Source organism: Synechococcus sp. RC10A2 (assembly GCF_047502605.1).
Window position 1 is genome coordinate 89,391 of record NZ_JANSHP010000067.1, and the last position, 20,278, is coordinate 109,668.

Genomic DNA, 20,278 nt, shown 5'->3' on the forward strand with positions numbered 1-20,278 from the left:
GCTCAGGACTGTGAGCTGGTTGCACCCGCCCCCAGGGGCGGGTGAGGATTGAAACGCACACTTGATTGCGCTTGGGGCGATACTGCTCATGTTGCACCCGCCCCCAGGGGCGGGTGAGGATTGAAACACATCCAAAGGGCTTGTTAACATGGTACATAACGGTTGTTAATTAACATGGTACATAACGGTTGTTAACATGGTACATAACGGTTGCACCCGCCCCTGGGGGCGGGTGAGGATTGAAACAGCTCGATTTCACAAGCTCGCTTCTCTTCCAGCCGTTGCACCCGCCCCCAGGGGCGGGTGAGGATTGAAACGCGTCGGGTACTTTTCCTAATAGGATAGCCTCGGCGTTGCACCCGCCCCCAGGGGCGGGTGAGGATTGAAACAATCAGCAGTTGTGTCCAGATGCGTGCGTGCTGGAGTTGCACCCGCCCCCACGGGCGGGTGAGGATTGAAACTGGCAAACCGCCATAAAAGTCTCCAACATCTAATAGGTTGCACCCGCCCCCAGGGGCGGGTGAGGATTGAAACAGGGGCGAACACCCACGCCTTGAGCGGCGGATACCATCGCGTTGCACCCGCCCCCAGGGGCGGGTGAGGATTGAAACCAGGTCATTGATGCCCAGGTTGCTGAGGATCTGTTGCGTTGCACCCGCCCCCAGGGGCGGGTGAGGATTGAAACCTGCGTATTCCGTTATTTCTATCGTGTAGCGCGTATGTTGCACCCGCCCCCAGGGGCGGGTGAGGATTGAAACGGCTGAGCGTGTTCTCCGGGTCCTGCAGAAACTGCTCCAAGTTGCACCCGCCCCCAGGGGCGGGTGAGGATTGAAACATCCAGGCTGATGTCGCCCAAGATCCCTTTCCAGCGGGTTGCACCCGCCCCCAGGGGCGGGTGAGGATTGAAACGGACGCGAGCTTCCAGCGCATCCGCCTGTCGGCGGATGTTGCACCCGCCCCCAGGGGCGGGTCGGCGCATCGGGGTATAATCGCCGCGTGCCCTACGCCCATACTCCCAACAGTGCAGGTCAGTGGCACGAGTTGCAGGCGCACCTGCAGGCGACGGCAGAGCTGGCGCGCGCGTTTGCCGAGCGGTTCGGCGCGGGCGAGTTGGCGTACTATGCGGGGCTGTGGCACGATATGGGCAAGTTCCACCCGCAGTTTCAGGCGTACCTGCAGGCGTGCGCGCAGGGCACACGCGCTCAGCCGCACCCGCACGCCCGCTACGGGGCAGCCTATGCCGCGCGCCACTGCCCGCTGCTCGCCTTCCCTATCATGGGACACCACGCGGGGATGCCCGACTTGTCGGATTTGAAGGCGCGCCTGCAGCAAGTCGCCGATCTGCCCCAAGCCGAGCAACCCGCGTTGCAGGCGATGCCCGCGCTCGCGCCTGCGCAGGTGCAGTTCCCCCCGTGGCTGCGGCACAACGACCCGTTACAGGCGGAGATGCTGGTTCGGATGCTCTTCTCGTGCTTGGTGGACGCCGACTTTCTGGACACGGAGGCGCACTTCGACCCGCAACGCGCCGCGCAACGCCCGCAGGGGTACAACCTACACGCCCTGTGGCAACAGTTCGTGCAGAACCAGAACGCCCTGCTCGCCAGTGCGCCGCCGACACCCGTGAACGCTGTGCGCCGAGCGGTCTACAAAGACGCGCTACAGGCAGCGTCGGGCAAGCCTGGGCTGTACGCGCTCACCGCGCCGACAGGCGCAGGCAAAACGCGCGCCCTGCTCGCCTTCGCCTTGAAGCACGCGCTCGCCAACGAACTGGAACGGGTCATCGTCGCGCTGCCCTACACCAGCATCATCGACCAGACCGCCGAAGTGTACCGCCAGATTCTGGGCAACAATTTTGTGCTGGAGCATCACAGCGCGCTGGAGGTGGATGACCTGAGCGAAACCGCGCTGGAGCGACACCGCCTGCTCAGCGAGAACTGGGACGCCCCGCTGATTGTGACCACCTTCGTGCAGCTGTTCGAGAGCCTGTTTTCGAACCTGCCGTCGCGCTGTCGCAAAGTGCATCGGCTGGCGCGCAGCGTGATTGTGCTGGACGAGGCGCAAACAATACCGATTGAGCTGCTGGAGCCGACGGTGCATGCCTTGCAGCAACTCATCGACGACTACGGCGCGACGGTGCTGCTTAGCACAGCGACACAGCCCGCGCTCGGACAAATCCAATTCGTCAACTCGCCCGTGCAGGTGGTCGCCAACCCCGCGCAGCACTTCCAGACGCTCAAGCGCGTGAACTACCATGTAGACCTCACGCCGCGCAATTACGGCTGGCTGGCGGACGAAATCGCTGCGCAGGAGCAGGTGATGGTCGTGCTGAACACGCGCAAAGACGCGCTGGCGACGATAGACGCGCTGCGCCAGCGACACCCGCATGTGATGCCAAGCGTCTTCCACCTCTCCACGCTGCTGTGCCCTGCGCATCGGCGAGAAGTGCTGGCGGAGGTCAAGCGTCGGCTGGAGCATGGCGAGCCGTGCCGACTGGTCGCCACGCAGGTGGTGGAAGCGGGGGTGGACTTGGACTTTCCCGTCGTGATGCGCGCCGTCGGACCGCTGGATCGGATTGTTCAGGCGGCGGGGCGGTGCAACCGTGAGGGACGGCTTCCGCGCGGCGAGGTGATTGTGTTCGACCTGGCGCAGGGCAGCAGCCCGCGCGGCGCGTACCGCACTGGCACGGATGAGGCGCGTATCAGCCTCCAACAGCCGAACGCCGACCTGCATCAGCCCGACACCTACCGCGACTACTTCGAGCGGCTCTATCAGGGGGTGCGGCTCGACCGCGAGGATATTCAGCAGGCGCGTCAGCGCTTCCAGTTCGAAACCGTCGCGCAGAAGTACCGCCTCATACGGGACGATACTTGCCCTGTAGTTGTGATGGGGCACAATCCCGACGCCGTGAACGCGCTGTTGCAGCAGGGGCGCGCGATAGTGCAGGCGGGGGGCATGCTGCCCCGAATCTGGCGACAACGGCTGCACGCCTACACAGTGAACCTCTATCGGCGCGAGGCAGATGCGCTGCGCCAGCAAGGGCTGATTCAAGACGACCCGACGCTGGGCGTCGCGCTCTATGAGGGGGCATACGACTCACAGAGGGGCATCCGCGCGGAGATGGATCCAGCAGACCTTGTGGTTAGCGGGTAGGCTTCTCATACCAATCGCCGTACCAGACTTTATAAAAACGGCGAGCAGGCTGAATCCCCCCACTCCCGTACCCTCTCCTCCCTTACTATGCTCAACGGTTCCCCTCCAGCAATCTTTACAGATTTTACCCTCCACGACGCCCTTACGCTGCGCGCGCCCGCGTCTCACCTGTGCTATAATAGAGTGTGCCTTGAACCGTTTCAAGGAAGGAGATAGACGATGCGCTGGTACATCGTGTTGTTAGCGGGCTTGATGGCAGGCGCGAATGCCGACGATTTTGCACATCCTGCCGTTTATCGCGATTACCCAGCAGGACGCTGGGAAGACTGGTCGTGGGCGAACCGAGATATGCAGAACACGAACCCTGTGCGCACGGGGCAACGCTCGATTCGCGTGGACTTCTACCCGTGGTCGTCCATCTTTTTCAAAAACCCAGGCGGTTTTGTGGTGGACGGCTTTACGCATTTGGAGTTCTGGGTGCATGGGGGCAGCGCGGGCAACCCGCGTTTCCATATCCGTGCGGAGGTGGACGGCGTAGACCGTCCGCTGGTGCCCGTCTCTAATTTTGCCAGCAGCCTGCCTGCGAACCAGTGGACGCGCGTGCAGGTTCCACTGAGCGCACTGGGTGTCAATCCAGGCGACCGCATCACGGGCATCCACTTCCGCGAGTTTTCGGGGCAGAGCGTGCCCACCTTCTACATCGACGATATTCGGTTCCTGCGAGCGAATGTCAGCAACCGCGCGACGGTGACGGTCAACTTCAATGCGACAGGGCGCACGATTACCCAGCCGATGCGCGGCATCAATGTCGCTTGCTGGGACTGGTATCTGACCACGCCCGAACGCCGCCAGTTGTTGCGGCAGGTAGGCTTTGGGATGATGCGCTATCCCGGCGGCTCGATTTCCAACGAGTACGACTGGCGCAATAATAGCAATCGCCGTTATGGAGGAACCTACGGCACGAACACGGACGGTTTTCTGAGCGTGGCGAACGAAGTCGGCGCGGAGAAGAATATCACCATCAACTACGGCTCAGGCACGCCCCAAGAAGCCGCCGACTGGGTGCAGTACGCCAACATCCAGCGCAACGGCAGGGTGCGCTACTGGACCATCGGCAACGAGAACTACGGCTCATGGGAATACGACACGCACCCCCACCGACACGACGCGCACACCTACGCCTATTTCACGCAGGATGCTATCACGCGCATGAAGGGCGTAGACCCCACGATCAAGGTCGGCGTGGTCGGCGTGCCGAACGAACACGAGTTCCCCCAGCGCTTTAGCGTCACGAACCCGCGCACGGGGCAATCGCACAACGGCTGGACGCCCGTGCTGCTGAATCGGCTGAACAGCCTCGGCGTCATGCCCGACTTTTTCGATATCCACATCTACCCGCAACTGCCCGGACGCGAGGACGACGCCTTCCTGCTGGATGACCCACGCACTTGGGACGAAATCATCTCCCGCACGCGCCAGATTCTACGCGACTATCTGGGCGCGACGGGCGACACTGTGCCGATTTTCGTCACCGAGAACAACTCAGTCGCCTACAACCCAGGCAAGCAGACCACCAGCATGGTGAACGCGCTCTATATGGCGGATTCGTGGGCGCGAGCGATTTTGGCAGGCGCAGATGCCTACGCTTGGTGGGATTTGCATAACTCCACCGAAGTGAATAACAACAACTCGCCCATCCTGTATGGCTGGCGCAACTGGGGCGACTACGGGATAGTGGCGTCGGGCTATCCGTCGGGCGTGGGCGACCCGCTGAACACGCCGTACCCGACCTTCTTCGCGGCGCAGCTGATAATGCGCTTCGCTAAGCCAGGCGACATCCTTGTGCGCGGCGTCAGTAGCAATCCGATGCTCGCCGTGTATGCCGTGCGCACGCCCAACGGCAAGGGCAGAATCATGGTCGTCAACAAGATGCGCAGCACGTCCGTAGACGCCGAGATTCGATTGCAGGGGCTACGCGCAGGCAGCCAAGTCACGGTGCGCTTCTACTCGGCAGCCCAGGACAGCACGCGCAGTGAGTCGCTGGGCGTGCGCACCATCAGCAGCCGCGGCGACAGAATCACCTACCGATTCGCGCCGATGTCCGTAAGCGTGCTGGAGTGGTGAAGGCGGTTTGAACACATCTGTCGGGGGGATGCACTTGCAGTGCGCGTCGCAAGCGGGTATCATCCCTCTGACAGATGACCTTTCGAACCATTATCGAGCCATTTCGCATCAAGGTCGTCGAACCGATACGCCTTACGACGCAGGCGGAGCGGGAAGCCATCTTGTGCGACGCCCATTATAACCTTTTTCTCGTGCGCGCCGACGATGTGATAATTGACCTGCTCACCGATTCGGGCACTTCGGCGATGAGTTCCGAGCAGTGGGCGGGCGTGATGCGCGGCGACGAATCGTATGCAGGCAGCCGCAGTTACTACTTTTTCGAGGAGACGGTACGCGAGATTTTCGGCTTTCGGCATGTGATTCCTGTGCATCAGGGGCGCGCGGCGGAGCGGATTCTGTTCTCGCTGGTGTGCAAGCCAGGCTGCGTGATTCCGAACAACACCCATTTTGACACCACGCGGGCGAATATCGAATATCTTGGCGGGCGCGCGGTAGACCTCCCCTGCCCTGAACTGAGCGACACCGCGACGCCTCACCCCTTCAAGGGCAACATGGACACCGACGCGCTGGAGCGGCTGATTGCCGAAGTGGGCGCGGAGAACATCCCGCTGGTGATGATGACGCTCACCAACAACTCAGGGGGCGGGCAGCCCGCTTCGATGGCGAACATCCGCGCCGTGAGCCAAATCTGCCGCAAGCACGGCATCCCGTTTTATATCGACGCCTGCCGCTTTGCCGAGAATGCCTACTTCATCAAGCATCGCGAGCCAGGCTACGCCGACAAGACGCCGCTGGAGATTGCCCGCGAGATGTTCTCCTACGCCGACGGTTGCACGATGTCCGCAAAAAAGGACGGCTTGGCGAACATCGGCGGCTTCCTCTGCACGAACGACGACGCGCTCGCCCAGCAGGAACGCGAGTTGCTGATTCTCACCGAAGGCTTCCCCACCTACGGCGGGCTGGCGGGGCGCGATTTGGAAGCGATGGCAATCGGGCTGCGCGAAGTGCTGGACGAGCATTACCTGCAGTACCGCATCCGTTCCACCAGCTACTTGGGCGAGCATATCGCGCGGGAGGGCGTGCCGATTGTGCAGCCGCCGGGCGGACACGCCATCTACATCGACGCGGGACGCATGCTGCCCCACATCCCGCCGCTGCAGTATCCAGGGCAGTCGGTGGTGGTGGAACTCTATCGGCTGGGTGGGGTGCGCAGTTGCGAGATTGGCTCCGTGATGTTCGCGCAGCGTGACGCCGAAACGGGCGCGGAACAGCCTGCCCCGCGCGAGCTGGTGCGCCTCGCCATCCCCCGCCGCGTCTACACCCAAAGCCATGTGGACTATGTGGTGGAGGTGATTCTGGAGGTCTATCGGCGTCGCGAGCAGCTTCGCGGCTACCGCATCACTTGGCAGACGCCGTTTCTACGCCACTTCAGTTGCCACTTTGAGCCGTTGTAGGGGGCGACGGTGCGCCGCCGCCCCGATTCACGCACTACGGCGTCCACTTGCTAATCACCAAGTCGCGGTTCGGCGACGACTGGTGGCAGCCCATGCACTGCCCGACGGGGTCTGAAACGATTGCCTTGCCGTTGGCGTCCCACGCTTGCCAGCCCCAGCCGCCCGATTGACGGTACTTGCGGCTATCCTTGACCATTAGCGCAGTGACCTTCTTCTTGCCCGCGACATACATCCCGTCGGCATCCTTCGCTTCGTACAGTACGAATACAATCTGGCTGCCGTCGGGATACTTATTGCCGTTCTTGCGATAGACTTCCGCTGCCGCCGCGTTGGCGTAGATGTGGTGTACGCCGCCAAACGCGCCGAAAAGCGGATGCTTCTCGCTGTAAATAACGCCCGTCGTGATGTGAGTCCAGTTCCGCCACCCTGCGGGCAGTTTATCAGGCGTTGGCGCTTTGGACTGCCCTGCGAACGCCGCCACGCCTAACACGATGCATAACGCGGTTCCGATGAGAAATCCTCGCATGGTCATTACCTCCTGCAAGGATTTCTACCTGATGGGCGTATCGCGACGCAAGAGGCTTACCGAAAAGAAAGTATTCACCTTTCGGTAAGGGTTGCCTCTTCGTCGGCTTCATCGACCCACTCTTGGGCGAACGCCCGCATCTGCCGAATCAGTTGGATGAGCCGCTGCCCGCGCTCTGTTAGCTCGTACTCGACGCGCGGGGGGATTTCGGGATACGCTCGGCGTTCCACTAAGCCGTATCGCTCCAGTTTATGGACGCGCTCGTACAATACCTTCGTCGTCAGTCCTGGCAAGGTGCGCAAAAGCTGCCCAGGGCGGTTGATTCCCCGTCCCAGCGCGTCCAGCACCGCCACTGTCCACTTGCACCGTAGGATGTCGGTCAAGCGGTGGAACGCTTCCTGCTGGCGGTAGTCATCGCTCGTTGGTATCACTCTTTTTTTCGTACGCTTCCCCCCTCTTTCTGGCTCGCGTCGATTTCGTTTTTGAAGGTGCTGCGCCCAACGCGCCGCTCCTTGTAGAATTTGCCCACGACGACCACGGCGTCGTCCTCCCGAATGTTGAGGTGTCCGTAAGAGAAGACCACCACCTGCTTGCCGCCGCTATCGAGCTTGAAAGTAGTGTAGGGGTTGCCGATGCGCGAGGTCTTCTTTTTCAGGTCGTCCACCTCGCCCTCCACCTGCACCATCTTGCGATGGAACTTGTCTGGGTTCTCAATCAACGCGGCGACGGTCGTCTTGATAGGGGTTGGCGCGGGTTTCTGCTGCGCCAGTATCCCTACGCATAACAGCGCTATCGTCGCCAGTATTGTCAACGCTCGCATAATTGCCCTCCTGTGGAAAGGGTTCGCTCTGAACGAAGAAACTCCTGCCGATTTTAGCGCATTCGGTCGCGCAGGGCGAGGAGCTTTTTGGCGAATCGGCTCACGGCGGGCGCGGCAGGCTCCGTGTATTCGTACTCGATGGCGACATAGCCCTTGTAGCCCGCCGCTTTGAGGATGCGAAAAATGCGCTCGTAGTCCAGCTCGAAAAACTCGTCGCGGGCGTTGCGCGCGTGGGTCTTGGCGTGGACGCTCACGGCGTGGGGGGCGAGTTTCTCGATCATCTCGTAGTGGTTCTCGCGGGTGTTCGCGCCGTCCAGCAGGATGCCGAAGTAGTCGCTTTTGAGGTCGCGGATGAAGCGCAGGGTGCGTTCGGCGTCGGCGGTCAGCCCCCAGTGCGTCTCCAGCGCCAGCACAACGCCTTGCGCCTCCGCATAGGGCAACGCCTGCTCGATGCAGGCGCGCGACCATTCATACGCCTGTGACTCCGAATAGCCTCGCGGGATTCCCTGATCGGCAAAGATGCGCAGCATTGGCGCGCCGAGCGCGACGGCGATGTCCACCCACTGCTTGACCTTCTCGACCTCCGCCTTGCGAAAGTCTGCGTCGGGATGGGTGAAGTGGTTGCGTGTCGCCGTGCCCGAAATCGCCAGCCCGTAGCGGAAGCATTCGCGCTTGAGAGCATTCAGTGTGGCGCGATTCGTGTCGGGAAAATAGTAGCCTGTCAGCTCGACGCCGTCCAGCCCCAGCTCGGCACAGAGGCGGATAAAGTCCGAGAGGCTCATCTCCCGCTTGGTCAGAGCCTCTCGGAAGGAGTAGGCGGCGCAGCTGAGGCGCATCGTTAGTCTCCCTGCGCGCCGAAGTTGAACAACACAGTCAGCAGATCCGCATCGTCCACGATGCCATCGCCGTTCACATCGGCGGGCGCATTCGTGCTGTTTCCGAACTCGAACAGCACCACCAGCAAGTCGGCATCGTCGATGATGTTATCGCCGTTCACATCGCCGAGCGTCAGGCTGAAGTCCACTGTCGTCGTGCCGAGCAAGCGGCGCAGTCCGGGGATATTTCGCGCCAGGCAGCGCGGCGCAGTAATCCGAAGTTCATCGTATAAGCCGGGCGTTACCGCAATCGAGTAGGTGAAGCCGCTGTTCATGTTGCCCGTGTGGGTTGCTGCCACATTCCCCGTGTAGGGGTCTCTTTGGCGGATAGTAAGCACAATCTGGTTCGTGTTGCCCGCGAAACCTGGGATAGTCACCGTGCCCTGCAAGGTGGTTGGGATGTTCGGCGTGGAGAGGTAGACCTCGTAAGCACCACTGCTGGTGGGGACTGCCCATAGCACCTGTTCCGCGCTGTTGTGAGCGAGGTAGACAGCGTCCGCGTCGCGGTTTACCGCCTCCTGCACGAGGTTCGTGCTACTGTTGCTGCTCCATCGGTAGTGGAACAGGTGTACCTTCGCGTTCGTGGAGCTGTGCTTGCCGAGCCAGAAGGCGTTGCCGTTGGAGAACACGCCGATTCCATACCCTTCCCGCACGCCAGCCGTGTTGCCGCCGCCGAATTGCAGCTGGCTCAGGTTGCGCGTCACGCCCGGACGGGTGACGAACACATCGTAGTTGCCCACATTGTCGCCGAAGCCGTTCCAAAGCACGGACGCACCCTCCACATCAACGGGCTGGCTCTCGCGCCCTGCGCCCAGAACGGACTGGCTCATGTTCACCGTGCCGCCGCTGATAGTGGTCACGAACGAGTCGAAGAACTGCCCCGTGGCGGCACTGCGCCCCTGCCAGATGAGGTTGTTCCCGCTCACATCGTAGGCGACCGCATCGCGTGGGTTGTTGAGGTTGCCCCCGCCGATTACGGGGAAGCTAACATTCGTGCTGTTGAAGAACACATCGTTGTAGTCGCCTGTGGCGGAACCGCTGCCGTGCCAGACCGCGTCGCCGTTGCTATTGAGCGCGGCAGCCACCGCGAAACGGTTGCTGCCCAGCGGCGACTGAGAAATGTTCGTTGTAGCAAGCGTGTTCAAGTCGGTTCGGAACACATCGCGGTTGACACCCAGATTAGGTCCTGCACCGTCCCAGAGCAACCGATCGTTGACTAACGCCATCGGCACGCCGTCGCGCGAGCCGCTCCCCAGCACCGTAGCGGTCAGGTTCGTGCTGTCGAGAAAGATGTCCAAGTTATTGCTGTTCGCGCTGCCCGCGCCGTACCACACAGGCTGCCCCGCGCTGGTGAACCCGAAGCCGAACGCCGTGCGCCCTGACCCCAGCACCGACGCGCTGACATTGGTCGTCTCTACAAACACATCGGCGTTGCCGCTCCCTAACACGCTCCCTTGCCCTTCCCAGAGCAGCCCCGCCGTCGGATGGTACGCGACTGGAGAAGCAAGGCGGTTGCTCCCCAAGATAGAGGCAGTAAAGTTGTTATTACCTGTAGTCTTGAAGATGTCCAAGTTGTTGCCTGACGCGACCGCCGACCAGAACGGCAACCCGCTCTCCGTGAGGATGCCCTTGCCAATCTGCGTAAAGCCCTCACCTAACTTCTGATGGACAAACGCCTGCCCATAGACTGTCATCGTCAAAACAAAACCCGCTATCACTCCGCTAATCGTTCGCATAGGCAAACTCCTTTCGGGGCGCGCCCTGCTCTATTATAGCACATTTGCACGCCGAGCGGGTATCTTCATGACGGATGGAGCGTGTGTTGCAGGAGGAGCGGGCGACCCCGTTGCAAGAGGCGCGGATTTTGGGCGTGCGCGTGCATCGCGTCGGCATGGACGAAACGCTCGAGTGCATCGAGGGGCTGATACGCCGCGCGGAGCCGAGCCTGGTGATTACCGCCGATGCGAACGCGGTGCTGATTGCGCAGGAAGACGCCGAGTTTCGCGCTCTCTTGGAGTGCGCCGCGCTGGTAACGCCTGACGGTTTCGGACTGCTGTGGGCGGGCAGGCGGCTGAGGCAGCCGTTCCCAGAGCGCGTGTCGGGCGTGGACTTGGTGGAGCATCTGACGCGCCTGAGCCACGAGAAGGGCTATCGGCTCTACCTGCTGGGCGCGGCGCCTGGCGTTGCGGAACGCGCTGCGCAGAACCTGCTCGCCTGCTACCCCAACGCGCAGATTGTCGGCGTGCAGCACGGCTACTTCACCCCTGCCGATGAGCCTGCAATCGTCGCCCAGATTGCCGCCGCGCGACCCGATGTGCTGCTGGTCGGGATGGGCATGCCGCGCCAAGAGAAGTGGGCGTGGCGACATCGGCATCGGCTCGGCGCGCCCGTGATGATTGGCGTCGGCGGCAGCTTCGATGTGTACGGCGGGGTGGTCAAACGCGCTCCCAAATGGCTCCAGCGCGTCGGCGGCGAGTGGCTCTGGCGACTGATGCAAGACCCACGCAAAATCAAAAAGGTGCGCAACCTGCCTCGATTCGCCTGGCGCGTGCTGCGCGCGCGAGGCTGAGGCAGGAATCGGCGATGTGGTAGCAACACCTGAACGGGCAATTGCAAACGCGCTGCCGCGAATCGCGTAATTTAGGTATACTACCTGCGGAGACCTTTCACCATGACTGACGAACGCAGTTTTTTGGACGATCCGCGTCCTGAGGGGCGTGAGCCGATTCCTGCGGAGCGAGTGCCGATGCTGGTCAGTGTGTTCGAGCAGATGGCGGCGGTGGAGGTGGTGCTGGCGTTCACCGTGCGCGCGGAAGGCGTGATGCAAAGCGACGCGACCTTCGGCGTGTGGCTCGACGAATCGCTCGCCCACGAGGACAAACTGGAGACCATGCGCCAACTCGCGGCGCGCCTGCTCCCGATTGTCAGCCCCGACTACTACCTGGACCTGATGCTGATTACCCCGCGCGACGCAATGCTCTGGCAGATGGCGACCGAGAATGGCGACCCCATCTTCGCCCGCGACGAGGAATCGATACAGGCGCAGCTACGCCTGCTGCAGACCCTCCCGCCCATCAGCGACGATGAGCGCGACATCGATGTGATGCGCGTGATGTAGCATGCAGACGCTGGATTACGAACTTCCTGAGCAGGTCGAATCGCTGATTGAGAAGGTTCGGGACTACGCGCCCGACGCCGATACCTCGCGCCTCGTGGAGGCATACCTGTTCGCCGAGGAGCGCCATCACGGGCAAAAACGCAAAAGCGGGGAGCCATACATCACGCACCCGCTCGCCGTCGCACACATCTTGGCAGACCTGCAGATGGGGGTCAACACCGTTATTGCAGGACTGCTGCACGATGTGCTGGAAGACACAGCAACCGCTCCCGAAGAGTTGGAGCGACGCTTCGGAGCGACGGTGCGCCAACTGGTGGAGGGGGTCAGCAAGCTGCACCACTCCGAGCGCAAGCTGGAAATCTTCAACGAGGCGAGCCGACGGCGCATGAGCATCGCCAAGACCGCCGACAACTTGCGCAAGCTGCTGGTCGCCGTCGCCGAGGACCTGCGCGTGATGGTCATCAAGCTTGCCGACCGCCTGCATAACATGCAGACGCTGGACGCGCTGCCCCGCGAAAAGCAGGTGCAAATCGCAACGGAGACCATGCAGGTCTATGCCCCCCTCGCGCACCGCTTGGGCATCTACCAAATCAAGTCGCAACTGGACGACCTCGCCTTCAAGTACCTGTACCCGCAGCAGTACCGCGACATCAGTCAGAAGGTGGCTCAAACGCGCACCGAACGCCAGCAAGAGGTACTGCAACTGGTGCATCTGCTCAAGGAGCGGCTGTGGGAGCGCGGCATACGCGCCGATGTGATGGGACGCCCGAAACACCTGTGGAGCATCTTCCGAAAGATGCAACAACAGCAGCTGGATTTCAGCCAAATCTATGACCTGATTGCGCTGCGCGTGCTGACCGACACGGTGGAAGAGTGCTACATGGCGCTGGGCATCGTACATGAACTCTGGAAGCCCATCCCCTCGATGTTCTACGACTACATCGCCGCGCCCAAGCCGAACGGCTACCAGTCGCTGCATACCAAAGTCATCGGTCCCAACGAGCGCACGCTGGAAATCCAGATCCGCACTTGGCAGATGCACCAAGTCGCCGAATACGGCGTGGCGGCGCACTGGCGCTACAAGGAGGGCACCGACCAGAAGCCCATCCAGCTCCCCTCCCTGCAGCAGCAACTGCGCGATTTGACCGACTTCAAGAGCAATTTCGAGTTTCTCACCAGCGTCTTCCGTGACATGGCGACCGACGAGGTGTTCGTGTTCACTCCAAAAGGCGACTTGATTGACCTGCCTGAAGGCTCGACGCCTATCGACTTCGCCTACCGCATTCACACGGAGATTGGGCATCGCTGCACGGGCGCGCGGGTGAACGGGCGTATCGTGCCGCTGGATTACAAGCTGCGCACGGGCGATGTGGTGGAGATACTCACACGCCAGACGCCGCAACCGAGCTACGACTGGCTGCGGATTGTGCGCACCTCCAGCGCGCGGAGCAAGATTCGCGCTTACTTCCGTGAGGCGCGTCGCGCGGAGTTTATCGCCCATGGGCGCGACATCCTCGAACGCGAGCTGGCGCGCCTGCGCATTCCCCTCACAACCTATCGCGACGCGCTGCCCGAAATCCTGAAGGCGTTGAACTTCCGCGCGGAAGACGATTTGTACGCAAGCATCGGCGAGGGTTTGACCAGCGTGCAGGCGGTTGTGCAGCGCCTCAGAAGCCTGCCGCACCCTGCCCCTACCCCCGAAGCGCCTGCGCCCAGCGCGACAGGACGCGAAGTGCGCGCGATGCAGATCGAAGACGCGGACGGCTACATGACCCGACGCGCGACCTGCTGCTACCCGCTACCAGGCGACGAGTTGCGCGGCTACATCTCGCGTGGGCGCGGGATTATCGTCCATCGCGCCGCCTGCCCGAACCTGCGCGCCCTCGAAGAGAAGGAACCCGAACGGGTGATGCATATCACATGGTCGCCCCAAAAAGACCAAACCTACCCTGTCGCGCTGCGATTCGAGACGCTGGATCGCCCAGGCGTATTGGCGGACATCACCACCATTCTGGGCACGGCGGGCGTCAACATCGCCGATGTGCGCGTGCGGCGCACGCCGAACCTCACGGCACAGATAGACATGCAGGTGCAGATTCGCAGCGCCCAGGAGCTGCGCGCCATAACGCAGAAGCTCGCTTCGCTCGAGGATGTGCTGGCGGTCTCCCGCCCGATGGAGGAGAAAAGCAAGGATGCGAGCCGTCGTGCAACGAGTTAGGTGGGCGGAGGTGGAGGTGGACGGACGCATCGTCGGGCGCATCGAGCAGGGCGCGCTCGTGCTGTTGGGGGTTCACCAGTCTGATACAGAGTCGCAGGCACGCTGGCTCGCCCAAAAATTCGCGCACCTGCGCATCTTTGAGGACGAAGCGGGCAAGCTGAACCGCTCCGTACTGGAAATCGGCGGCGCGATGCTGGTGGTCTCCAACTTCACCCTGTACGGCGACTGCCGCAAAGGGCGACGCCCCAGCTTCGCCGAATCTGCCCCCTACGAGCAGGGCGAAACGCTCTACCGCCAGTTCTGCGAGTACCTCCGCGCGGAAGGCGTCCCCGTGCAAACAGGCGTCTACGGTGCATCTATGCAAGTCCGCCTACAAAACGACGGACCCGTAACGCTGATTGTGGAGACGCCTCCCGTCGACGCAGAGGGTCATTGCTGAGTCGCAAAGATCGTGCCGAAGAACGCGAACATAAAAATCACGTAAATACAGCCCAGAACAAGAAGCACTGTTCCGATGATACCCAAAATGCGTCCAGCGACGACCAACCCGCGTGAATTCGGGTCGCCAAAGCCCTGATCCAGCTCCTGCAGCGCCTTATTGCCCATAATCCACGCCACAGGACCCAAGATCGGGAGACACACGATGCTCAAGATTCCCAGCACCAGAATCAAGGTCGCATTAGAACCACCACTTCCGTTGGACATGGTCGCACCTCCTGTGTGGGTGAAATTTCGGGATACTTTCCACGATTCCTGCCGCCTCGAATCGTTATCTACCCTTATTTTCGAAAGCGCGCCCCGACTCCTGAGAAGGGGGAGACGAACTTGAGGTTGCCATGCTCATCATTCTCGATAAGGGTACATTACTGGGGTTCACTGCGCGCCGAGTAAATATGCTTTTTTTGCCCTCACCCCCAGCTCCTCTCCCACTGCGTGGGAGAGGGTTCGCAAACGCCACCTACATCCTGCCGCTGTGGACAACCTTCGGCGCGCGGACATGGGGTTCAGCTGGTTTCAGCGCGCCTGCGGCGGACAGTCTACTCGGCTGGCGCGGCACGGGCCTGCTACCGCCTCACTATGAGGAACTCATGAATCTGCTCTGGTAGATTCGCCCCCCCTTCCTGCCGTAGAGGGCGGCGAGGGTACACTTACTGCCAGCATCGCAAAGGCTGGTGAAGTGCTATGCCGCGCTACGAGGGGATGACAGGGCTAATCTTGCTGGGGCTGGCGATGATGGTCATCGGCGGGCTGGTCGCGGGGCTGTGCACGCTGGGCGGTGTGGTGAACTTCGCCAAGTGGGGCGACTCGTCGCTGCTGCTGATTGCCATCACGGGCTACGCCATCCTATTCGGCGGGATGGTGATTGTTGGCGGCGTGTCGGCATACGGCTTATGGAAGCACCGCAACCGCTTTCGGGGCGAGCCGCGCACCCTCGAAAACGCCTATGTGGTCGCTTGCACCGCCGTCGACAAGCAAACAGGCGAGACCATCTACTACTGGCGCGACTACCCTGACCCACTGGTCTACTATGTGCGCCTGCGCGAACCCAGCGGCAAAGAGAACGAGTACGAAACGGGGCGCGAGGTGTTCGAAACCCTCATGGAGGGCGCGCGGGGCACGGCGCTCTGTCAGGGGCAGTGGCTGAGCCGATTCGAGGCGTACCGAGGCAGCGCGACGCCCCATATCGCGCGCAGCGGGGAGTGGGAACGCTCAGGAACTCTTGATAGGAGAGATAGATAGCATAGTGCCGTATGAGTATACTTTTATACCACATGACGCATGTACAGAACTTACCGAGCATCATCAGGACGGGTTGTCTCTACTGCGACAAGCAGGCGCAGGCGCACCAAGCGCGCAGTATCGCTTACACAAACCTTAAAGCGAAGCGTGCAGCTAAGCTCGTTCCCGTGCCGCCGAATGGGGTTATCGCCGACTATGTACCGTTTTATTTTGCCCCGCGCTCCCCGATGCTTTACGCTGTTCACACAGGCTACGTGGGTACGGGACTCGTACAGTCGGAAATCGTCTACCTGGTGACCACTGTTGACACAATTGTACAAGCGGGGAAGTCGTTTGTCTTTACCGACCGCCACCCTCTGAGTTCTTCGCCACGCTTCTGCAACAACCTGAACCAGCTGAATCACCATGTGGACTGGCAGGTAATGCAGTCGCTCTACTGGAATGACACTCCCGAATGTCCTGACCGAAAAAGCCGACGCCAAGCAGAGTTCTTAGTGTACCAGATGGTGGAGTGGACGCTGATTGAGCAGATTGGTGTGTTCAATCGTGAGCGCCTTGCACAAGTAAGTAAGGTTTTAGCGAGCGCAGCGCACCAGCCTCCTGTCCAAGTGCGACGCGACTGGTACTACTGAGCATCGAGGTATCATGAGCTGTGGAGGCGACGCGCGTGATTCGGTTTCTGCAAGGTAGTCTGTTTAATTCGGATGCAGAAGCGCTGGTGAACACAGTGAACACGCAGGGCGTGATGGGCAAAGGGATTGCGCTGGAGTTCAAGAGGCGGTTCCCCGCCAACTACGAGTTCTATCGCCAAGCGTGCGCGCAGGGGCAGGTGCAAATCGGCAAGATGTTGGTGTTCCCCACACAGAGCCTACAGCCGCAATATATTATTAACTTCCCCACTAAGCGGCACTGGCGCGGCAGGTCTAAGCTGGAATACATCGAGCGCGGGTTGCAAGACCTTGTGCGCGTGGTGCAACAGCATGGGATACGCTCGATTGCGCTGCCGCCGCTGGGCTGCGGGAATGGCGGGTTGCGCTGGGAGCAAGTTAAACTGCTGATTGAGCAGGCGTTCGCGTTGCTGCCGAATGTGGAAGTGTTAGTTTACGAACCCGCGCCCGCTCAAATGTCGCCCGAAGAGGCGTGCCTCGTGAACCTTATCGCGGTCTACAGCGAGATGAGCCCTGCACCTACGCGCGAGGAGGTGGCGCTCTTAGCGGAAATCTTCCTGCTGGAGAATGGCAGCGCGCGTTCCCAAAGCGAGCGGGGGCGTCGGCGCACGACGCCGAGCAGACTCATCAAGCGTTTAGTAGACGCCTCACTGCTGGATGTAAACCGACTGGGTAGGACGCCTGTTTTCGGCGTCCGCTCCCCAGAAAAACGCGAACAGGCGCAGAAAGTATTGGAAGCCAACCCTGAATGGCGAGCGCGTGCGGAGCGGATGCTTGAACTCATCGACGGGTGCGATGGCTTGGCGGCGCTGCAAGCCGTGTATGATGTGCAACGCATCCTTTCGAATCCGACCACGCGCCGCTACTTCACAGCGGCATGGCAACGCCAGCGCGAACGCACAAACAGGTAAAATTGCCCCCGATGGAGAAAATCCCGCGCATCGTGGTCGCCAAAGTGGGCTTGGATGGACACGATCGGGGCGCCAAGGTGGTCGCTCGCGCCCTGCGCGACGCAGGCTTCGAGGTTATCTACACAGGACTGCGCCGCACCCCAGAAGATGTCGTGCAAATCGCCATCCAAGAGGACGCCGACATTATCGCGATTAGCATCCTCTCAGGCGCGCACATGACGCTTATCCCCAAGGTGCTGGAAATCCTCAAACAGCGCAACGCAGAAGATATTCTGGTGATTGCAGGGGGCACCATCCCCGACGACGACGCCGAAGCCCTTAAGCGAATGGGCGTCAAAGGCGTCTACCCGCCCGGCACGCTTATCGAGGAGTTCGTCGCTGACATTCGGCGCATGCTGGCAGAACGCGCGCAGGCAACCGTCGGCTGAACGACGCAGCGACAGGAATCTTGCTGACGATGGGGTACAATCAGGGGGTGGAGGCGACATTGATGATGAAGCGTGCAGCGATTGGGTTGCTGATGCTCTGGAGCGCGGCGGCGGTCGCGCAAGCGCCGTTCACGATTGTGCGCCCGCAAGACGGCGCGCGCGTGCGCGAGGTGGTGCAAGTCCGATTTCCTATCCGTAGCGTGCCCCAAGGCGGATTCGTCGGCGTGAGTATCAACGGCAAATTTGTGGAAGCCGTTGCGCCCGCCGCGCTGGACACCGACCGCGAGCGCGGGCATTATATCTACCGCTGGGACACCAAAAAACTGAATGTGCCCGACGGCGAGCATACCATCGAACTCACCCTCTACAACAGCCCTGAAGGCGGCGAACAGGCGCGCATCTTGGGACGCAGTTCCGTGCGCGTGCAAGTCGAAAACGAAATCAAAGTGCCCGCCGAAGGCATCCTCCTACGCTACCGATGGACGCCTGGGAAAACCTACCGTTACGAACTGAAAGCCGTGTTTAAGGAGGTCAACGAGGTTCAATATTCGGGGCTTGCCCCCGAGGAGACAATTCTGGCGAACATCTCCTTCAAGGGCGACCTTTCGGTGCTGGACTTCCAGTCGAATCTGGGTCTCATCTCGTGGACTCCCGTACCGCCTGCTATCCGAATTCAGGGTGGGCAGGTAGAGGTGATTACCTCCGATCGAATGGCGCCTGTATACCAGGAGGTGGAGACGACGGGGCGCGTGCGCTACCAGGTTTCGTTGGTTGCCGACTCGCAGCAGGCAGGGGTCTATTACTACTGGGTTACCGACCTTCCCTTGCTGCCGCCGCGCCGCTACAAGCCGGGCGACCGCTGGGGCGCAACGATCGACCTAAGCCATCCGCTACGCTCAGGCGAAATCCGAGAAATCGGTAGGCAAATCCCCGTCGCGGCACGCTTGGAACGGTTCGAGTGGGAACAGGGCTATAAATGCGCCAAGATTGTCTACGAGTTCTCTGGCAACCTCCCCACCACGATCGATGTAGGCGGGGTGGAACTGGACAAGCCCAAGAGTTCTATTCGCCGCGAGGTCTACTTCGCCTACGACTTAGGGCAAGTGATTCGCGTCAAGACCACGCTCCAGTTAGAGGGGCGAGTGCGTCAGGAGCAGTTTGGCGGCGGCTTCGGCAGTCCGGGGGGCTTCGGCGCGCCGCCAGGCTTTGGGCGCGGACAGGGCGGTTTCGGCGCAGATGACGAAGGCGGTATGCGCGGCGGTCCGCGCGGCGGATTCGGCGCGCCTGGCGTGGGAGGACTGGGCGCACCTGGCGGGCAGCCCAGCGGCGCACGCGGCGGCTTCGGAGGCGGCGGCGCACAAACAGGCGCACGCAACATCATCAACCGCTTCGTCACGGAAATCGATCTGCGACTCCATCGAATCTTGTGAGCGATGACTCATCCAGCCGATTTGGAACCGCCCCGAGCGCGCGCGGAAGAAGAGCCGAAGGCGACCTTCATGGAACACTTGGAGGAACTGCGCAAGCGCATCTTCCGCGCGCTTGTTTACATCATACTCGGCTGGGTCGTCGCGTTCGCCATTACCCCCTATGTATATGATTTTCTGGCAGGTCCGCTGCTGCGCACTATGCCCGCGGGTGCAAAGTTTGTCTTCACGCACGCAACGGAGCCGTTCTTCCTGAAATTCAAGCTCGCGCTTGTCTTGGGGCTGATTCTGGTGATGCCGCTCATTATGCGCGAAGTATGGGGGTTCATCGCTCCTGGCTTGACCAAACAGGAAAAGCGCGCGGTCAAGCTGATTGCCCCCTTCAGCGCGTTTCTGTTCTTTTCGGGCGTCGCGCTGGGCTACTACATCCTGCCCGCCGCGTTCAAGTTCTTCCTGAGCTACCTGGACGACTATCCCGATGCCCAGCTGCTCCAGAACCCCGCCCAATACATTATGTTCGTGGTGAAGATGATGTTCGCTTTCGGGCTGGGCTTTCAGATGCCCGTAGTGCTGATGTTTCTGGCGCAGGTGGGATTAGCGACGCCCGAGTCTATGTGGAAGTATTGGCGGCACGCCATTGTCATCATAGGGTTTCTGGCGGCGCTGCTGACGCCTTCAGGCGACGCCTTCTCGATGCTTGCTATCGGACTGCCGATGGTGTTTCTCTACTTCCTGAGCATTCTATTGGTTGGGCGCATCGCCAAAAAGAAGCGTCGCCAACAGGCGCTTCGAGTGGAGACAAAACAAGGCTAATAGGAG

General features: G+C 61.2%; 19 protein-coding genes and 1 CRISPR repeat array. Of the genes, 13 read left to right on the top strand and 6 right to left on the bottom strand.

What is annotated here, in order from left to right:
* The first annotated feature begins 18 nt into the window (after positions 1-18).
* A CRISPR array of direct repeats spans positions 19-909; the repeat unit is 37 nt; unit sequence GTTGCACCCGCCCCCAGGGGCGGGTGAGGATTGAAAC.
* 87 nt (positions 910-996) lie between these two features.
* The 3 genes from cas3 (at position 997) to NW848_RS09160 (ending at position 6,728) form a co-directional block, all read left to right on the top strand.
* Complete coding sequence (gene cas3 / locus NW848_RS09150) at positions 997-3,150, top strand: CRISPR-associated helicase Cas3' (RefSeq protein ID WP_414510960.1); 2,154 nt, start codon at positions 997-999, stop codon at positions 3,148-3,150.
* 219 nt (positions 3,151-3,369) lie between these two features.
* Positions 3,370-5,274, top strand: a complete 1,905-nt coding sequence (locus tag NW848_RS09155) for a hypothetical protein (protein ID WP_414510961.1) — start codon at positions 3,370-3,372, stop codon at positions 5,272-5,274.
* A gap of 74 nt (positions 5,275-5,348) precedes the next feature.
* Positions 5,349-6,728, top strand: a complete 1,380-nt coding sequence (locus tag NW848_RS09160; RefSeq protein WP_414510962.1) for a tryptophanase — start codon at positions 5,349-5,351, stop codon at positions 6,726-6,728.
* Positions 6,729-6,762: 34 nt separating this feature from the next.
* Here NW848_RS09160 and NW848_RS09165 read toward each other — a convergent pair whose 3' ends face one another.
* The 5 genes from NW848_RS09165 to NW848_RS09185 form a co-directional block, all read right to left on the bottom strand.
* Entirely contained in the window at positions 6,763-7,260 is a 498-nt protein-coding gene (locus NW848_RS09165; protein WP_414510963.1) for a cytochrome P460 family protein, read from the bottom strand.
* Between the two features lie 68 nt (positions 7,261-7,328).
* Complete coding sequence (locus NW848_RS09170; RefSeq protein ID WP_414510964.1) at positions 7,329-7,685, bottom strand: winged helix-turn-helix transcriptional regulator; 357 nt, start codon at positions 7,683-7,685, stop codon at positions 7,329-7,331.
* Entirely contained in the window at positions 7,682-8,074 is a 393-nt protein-coding gene (locus NW848_RS09175) for a hypothetical protein (RefSeq protein ID WP_414510965.1), read from the bottom strand. The genes NW848_RS09170 and NW848_RS09175 overlap by 4 nt, the downstream gene beginning before the upstream one ends.
* 53 nt (positions 8,075-8,127) lie before the next feature.
* On the bottom strand, positions 8,128-8,910 hold the full coding sequence (locus tag NW848_RS09180; RefSeq protein WP_414510966.1) for a sugar phosphate isomerase/epimerase family protein: 783 nt from the start codon (positions 8,908-8,910) through the stop codon (positions 8,128-8,130).
* 2 nt (positions 8,911-8,912) lie between these two features.
* Positions 8,913-10,685, bottom strand: a complete 1,773-nt coding sequence (locus tag NW848_RS09185; RefSeq protein ID WP_414510967.1) for a hypothetical protein — start codon at positions 10,683-10,685, stop codon at positions 8,913-8,915.
* Between the two features lie 74 nt (positions 10,686-10,759).
* Between NW848_RS09185 and NW848_RS09190 the strand changes: the two genes are divergently transcribed.
* The 4 genes from NW848_RS09190 (at position 10,760) to dtd (ending at position 14,724) form a co-directional block, all read left to right on the top strand.
* Positions 10,760-11,518: a WecB/TagA/CpsF family glycosyltransferase gene (locus tag NW848_RS09190; protein ID WP_414510968.1), complete on the top strand. Its 759-nt coding sequence runs from the start codon at positions 10,760-10,762 to the stop codon at positions 11,516-11,518.
* 102 nt (positions 11,519-11,620) lie between these two features.
* Positions 11,621-12,067: a hypothetical protein gene (locus tag NW848_RS09195; protein WP_414510969.1), complete on the top strand. Its 447-nt coding sequence runs from the start codon at positions 11,621-11,623 to the stop codon at positions 12,065-12,067.
* A gap of 1 nt (position 12,068) precedes the next feature.
* Positions 12,069-14,285, top strand: a complete 2,217-nt coding sequence (locus NW848_RS09200) for a RelA/SpoT family protein (RefSeq protein ID WP_414510970.1) — start codon at positions 12,069-12,071, stop codon at positions 14,283-14,285.
* Positions 14,260-14,724 (top strand): D-aminoacyl-tRNA deacylase, encoded by a 465-nt coding sequence (gene dtd / locus NW848_RS09205; RefSeq protein ID WP_414510971.1) that lies wholly within the window; start codon positions 14,260-14,262, stop codon positions 14,722-14,724. The genes NW848_RS09200 and dtd overlap by 26 nt, the downstream gene beginning before the upstream one ends.
* Here dtd and NW848_RS09210 read toward each other — a convergent pair.
* A complete protein-coding gene (locus tag NW848_RS09210; protein WP_414510972.1) occupies positions 14,715-14,990 on the bottom strand; it encodes a hypothetical protein in 276 nt (91 codons plus the stop codon). The two genes, dtd and NW848_RS09210, sit on opposite strands and share 10 nt — an antisense overlap.
* A gap of 477 nt (positions 14,991-15,467) precedes the next feature.
* On the opposite strand from NW848_RS09210, the gene NW848_RS09215 reads away from it, so the two are divergent.
* The 6 genes from NW848_RS09215 to tatC all read left to right on the top strand — a co-directional run bounded on the left by NW848_RS09215 (position 15,468) and on the right by tatC (position 20,272).
* Positions 15,468-16,025 carry a hypothetical protein gene (locus NW848_RS09215; protein ID WP_414510973.1) on the top strand — a complete coding sequence of 186 codons (558 nt, stop codon included), beginning with the start codon at positions 15,468-15,470 and terminating at the stop codon, positions 16,023-16,025.
* Between the two features lie 32 nt (positions 16,026-16,057).
* Positions 16,058-16,657 carry a DUF4433 domain-containing protein gene (locus NW848_RS09220; protein ID WP_414510974.1) on the top strand — a complete coding sequence of 200 codons (600 nt, stop codon included), beginning with the start codon at positions 16,058-16,060 and terminating at the stop codon, positions 16,655-16,657.
* Between the two features lie 20 nt (positions 16,658-16,677).
* Positions 16,678-17,604 (top strand): macro domain-containing protein, encoded by a 927-nt coding sequence (locus NW848_RS09225; protein WP_414510975.1) that lies wholly within the window; start codon positions 16,678-16,680, stop codon positions 17,602-17,604.
* Positions 17,605-17,615: 11 nt separating this feature from the next.
* On the top strand, positions 17,616-18,032 hold the full coding sequence (locus NW848_RS09230) for a cobalamin B12-binding domain-containing protein (RefSeq protein WP_414510976.1): 417 nt from the start codon (positions 17,616-17,618) through the stop codon (positions 18,030-18,032).
* A gap of 62 nt (positions 18,033-18,094) precedes the next feature.
* A complete protein-coding gene (locus tag NW848_RS09235; RefSeq protein WP_414510977.1) occupies positions 18,095-19,462 on the top strand; it encodes a hypothetical protein in 1,368 nt (455 codons plus the stop codon).
* Between the two features lie 69 nt (positions 19,463-19,531).
* Positions 19,532-20,272, top strand: coding sequence for a twin-arginine translocase subunit TatC (tatC, locus tag NW848_RS09240; protein ID WP_414510978.1), 741 nt, complete (start codon positions 19,532-19,534; stop codon positions 20,270-20,272).
* Positions 20,273-20,278: the final 6 nt, after the last annotated feature.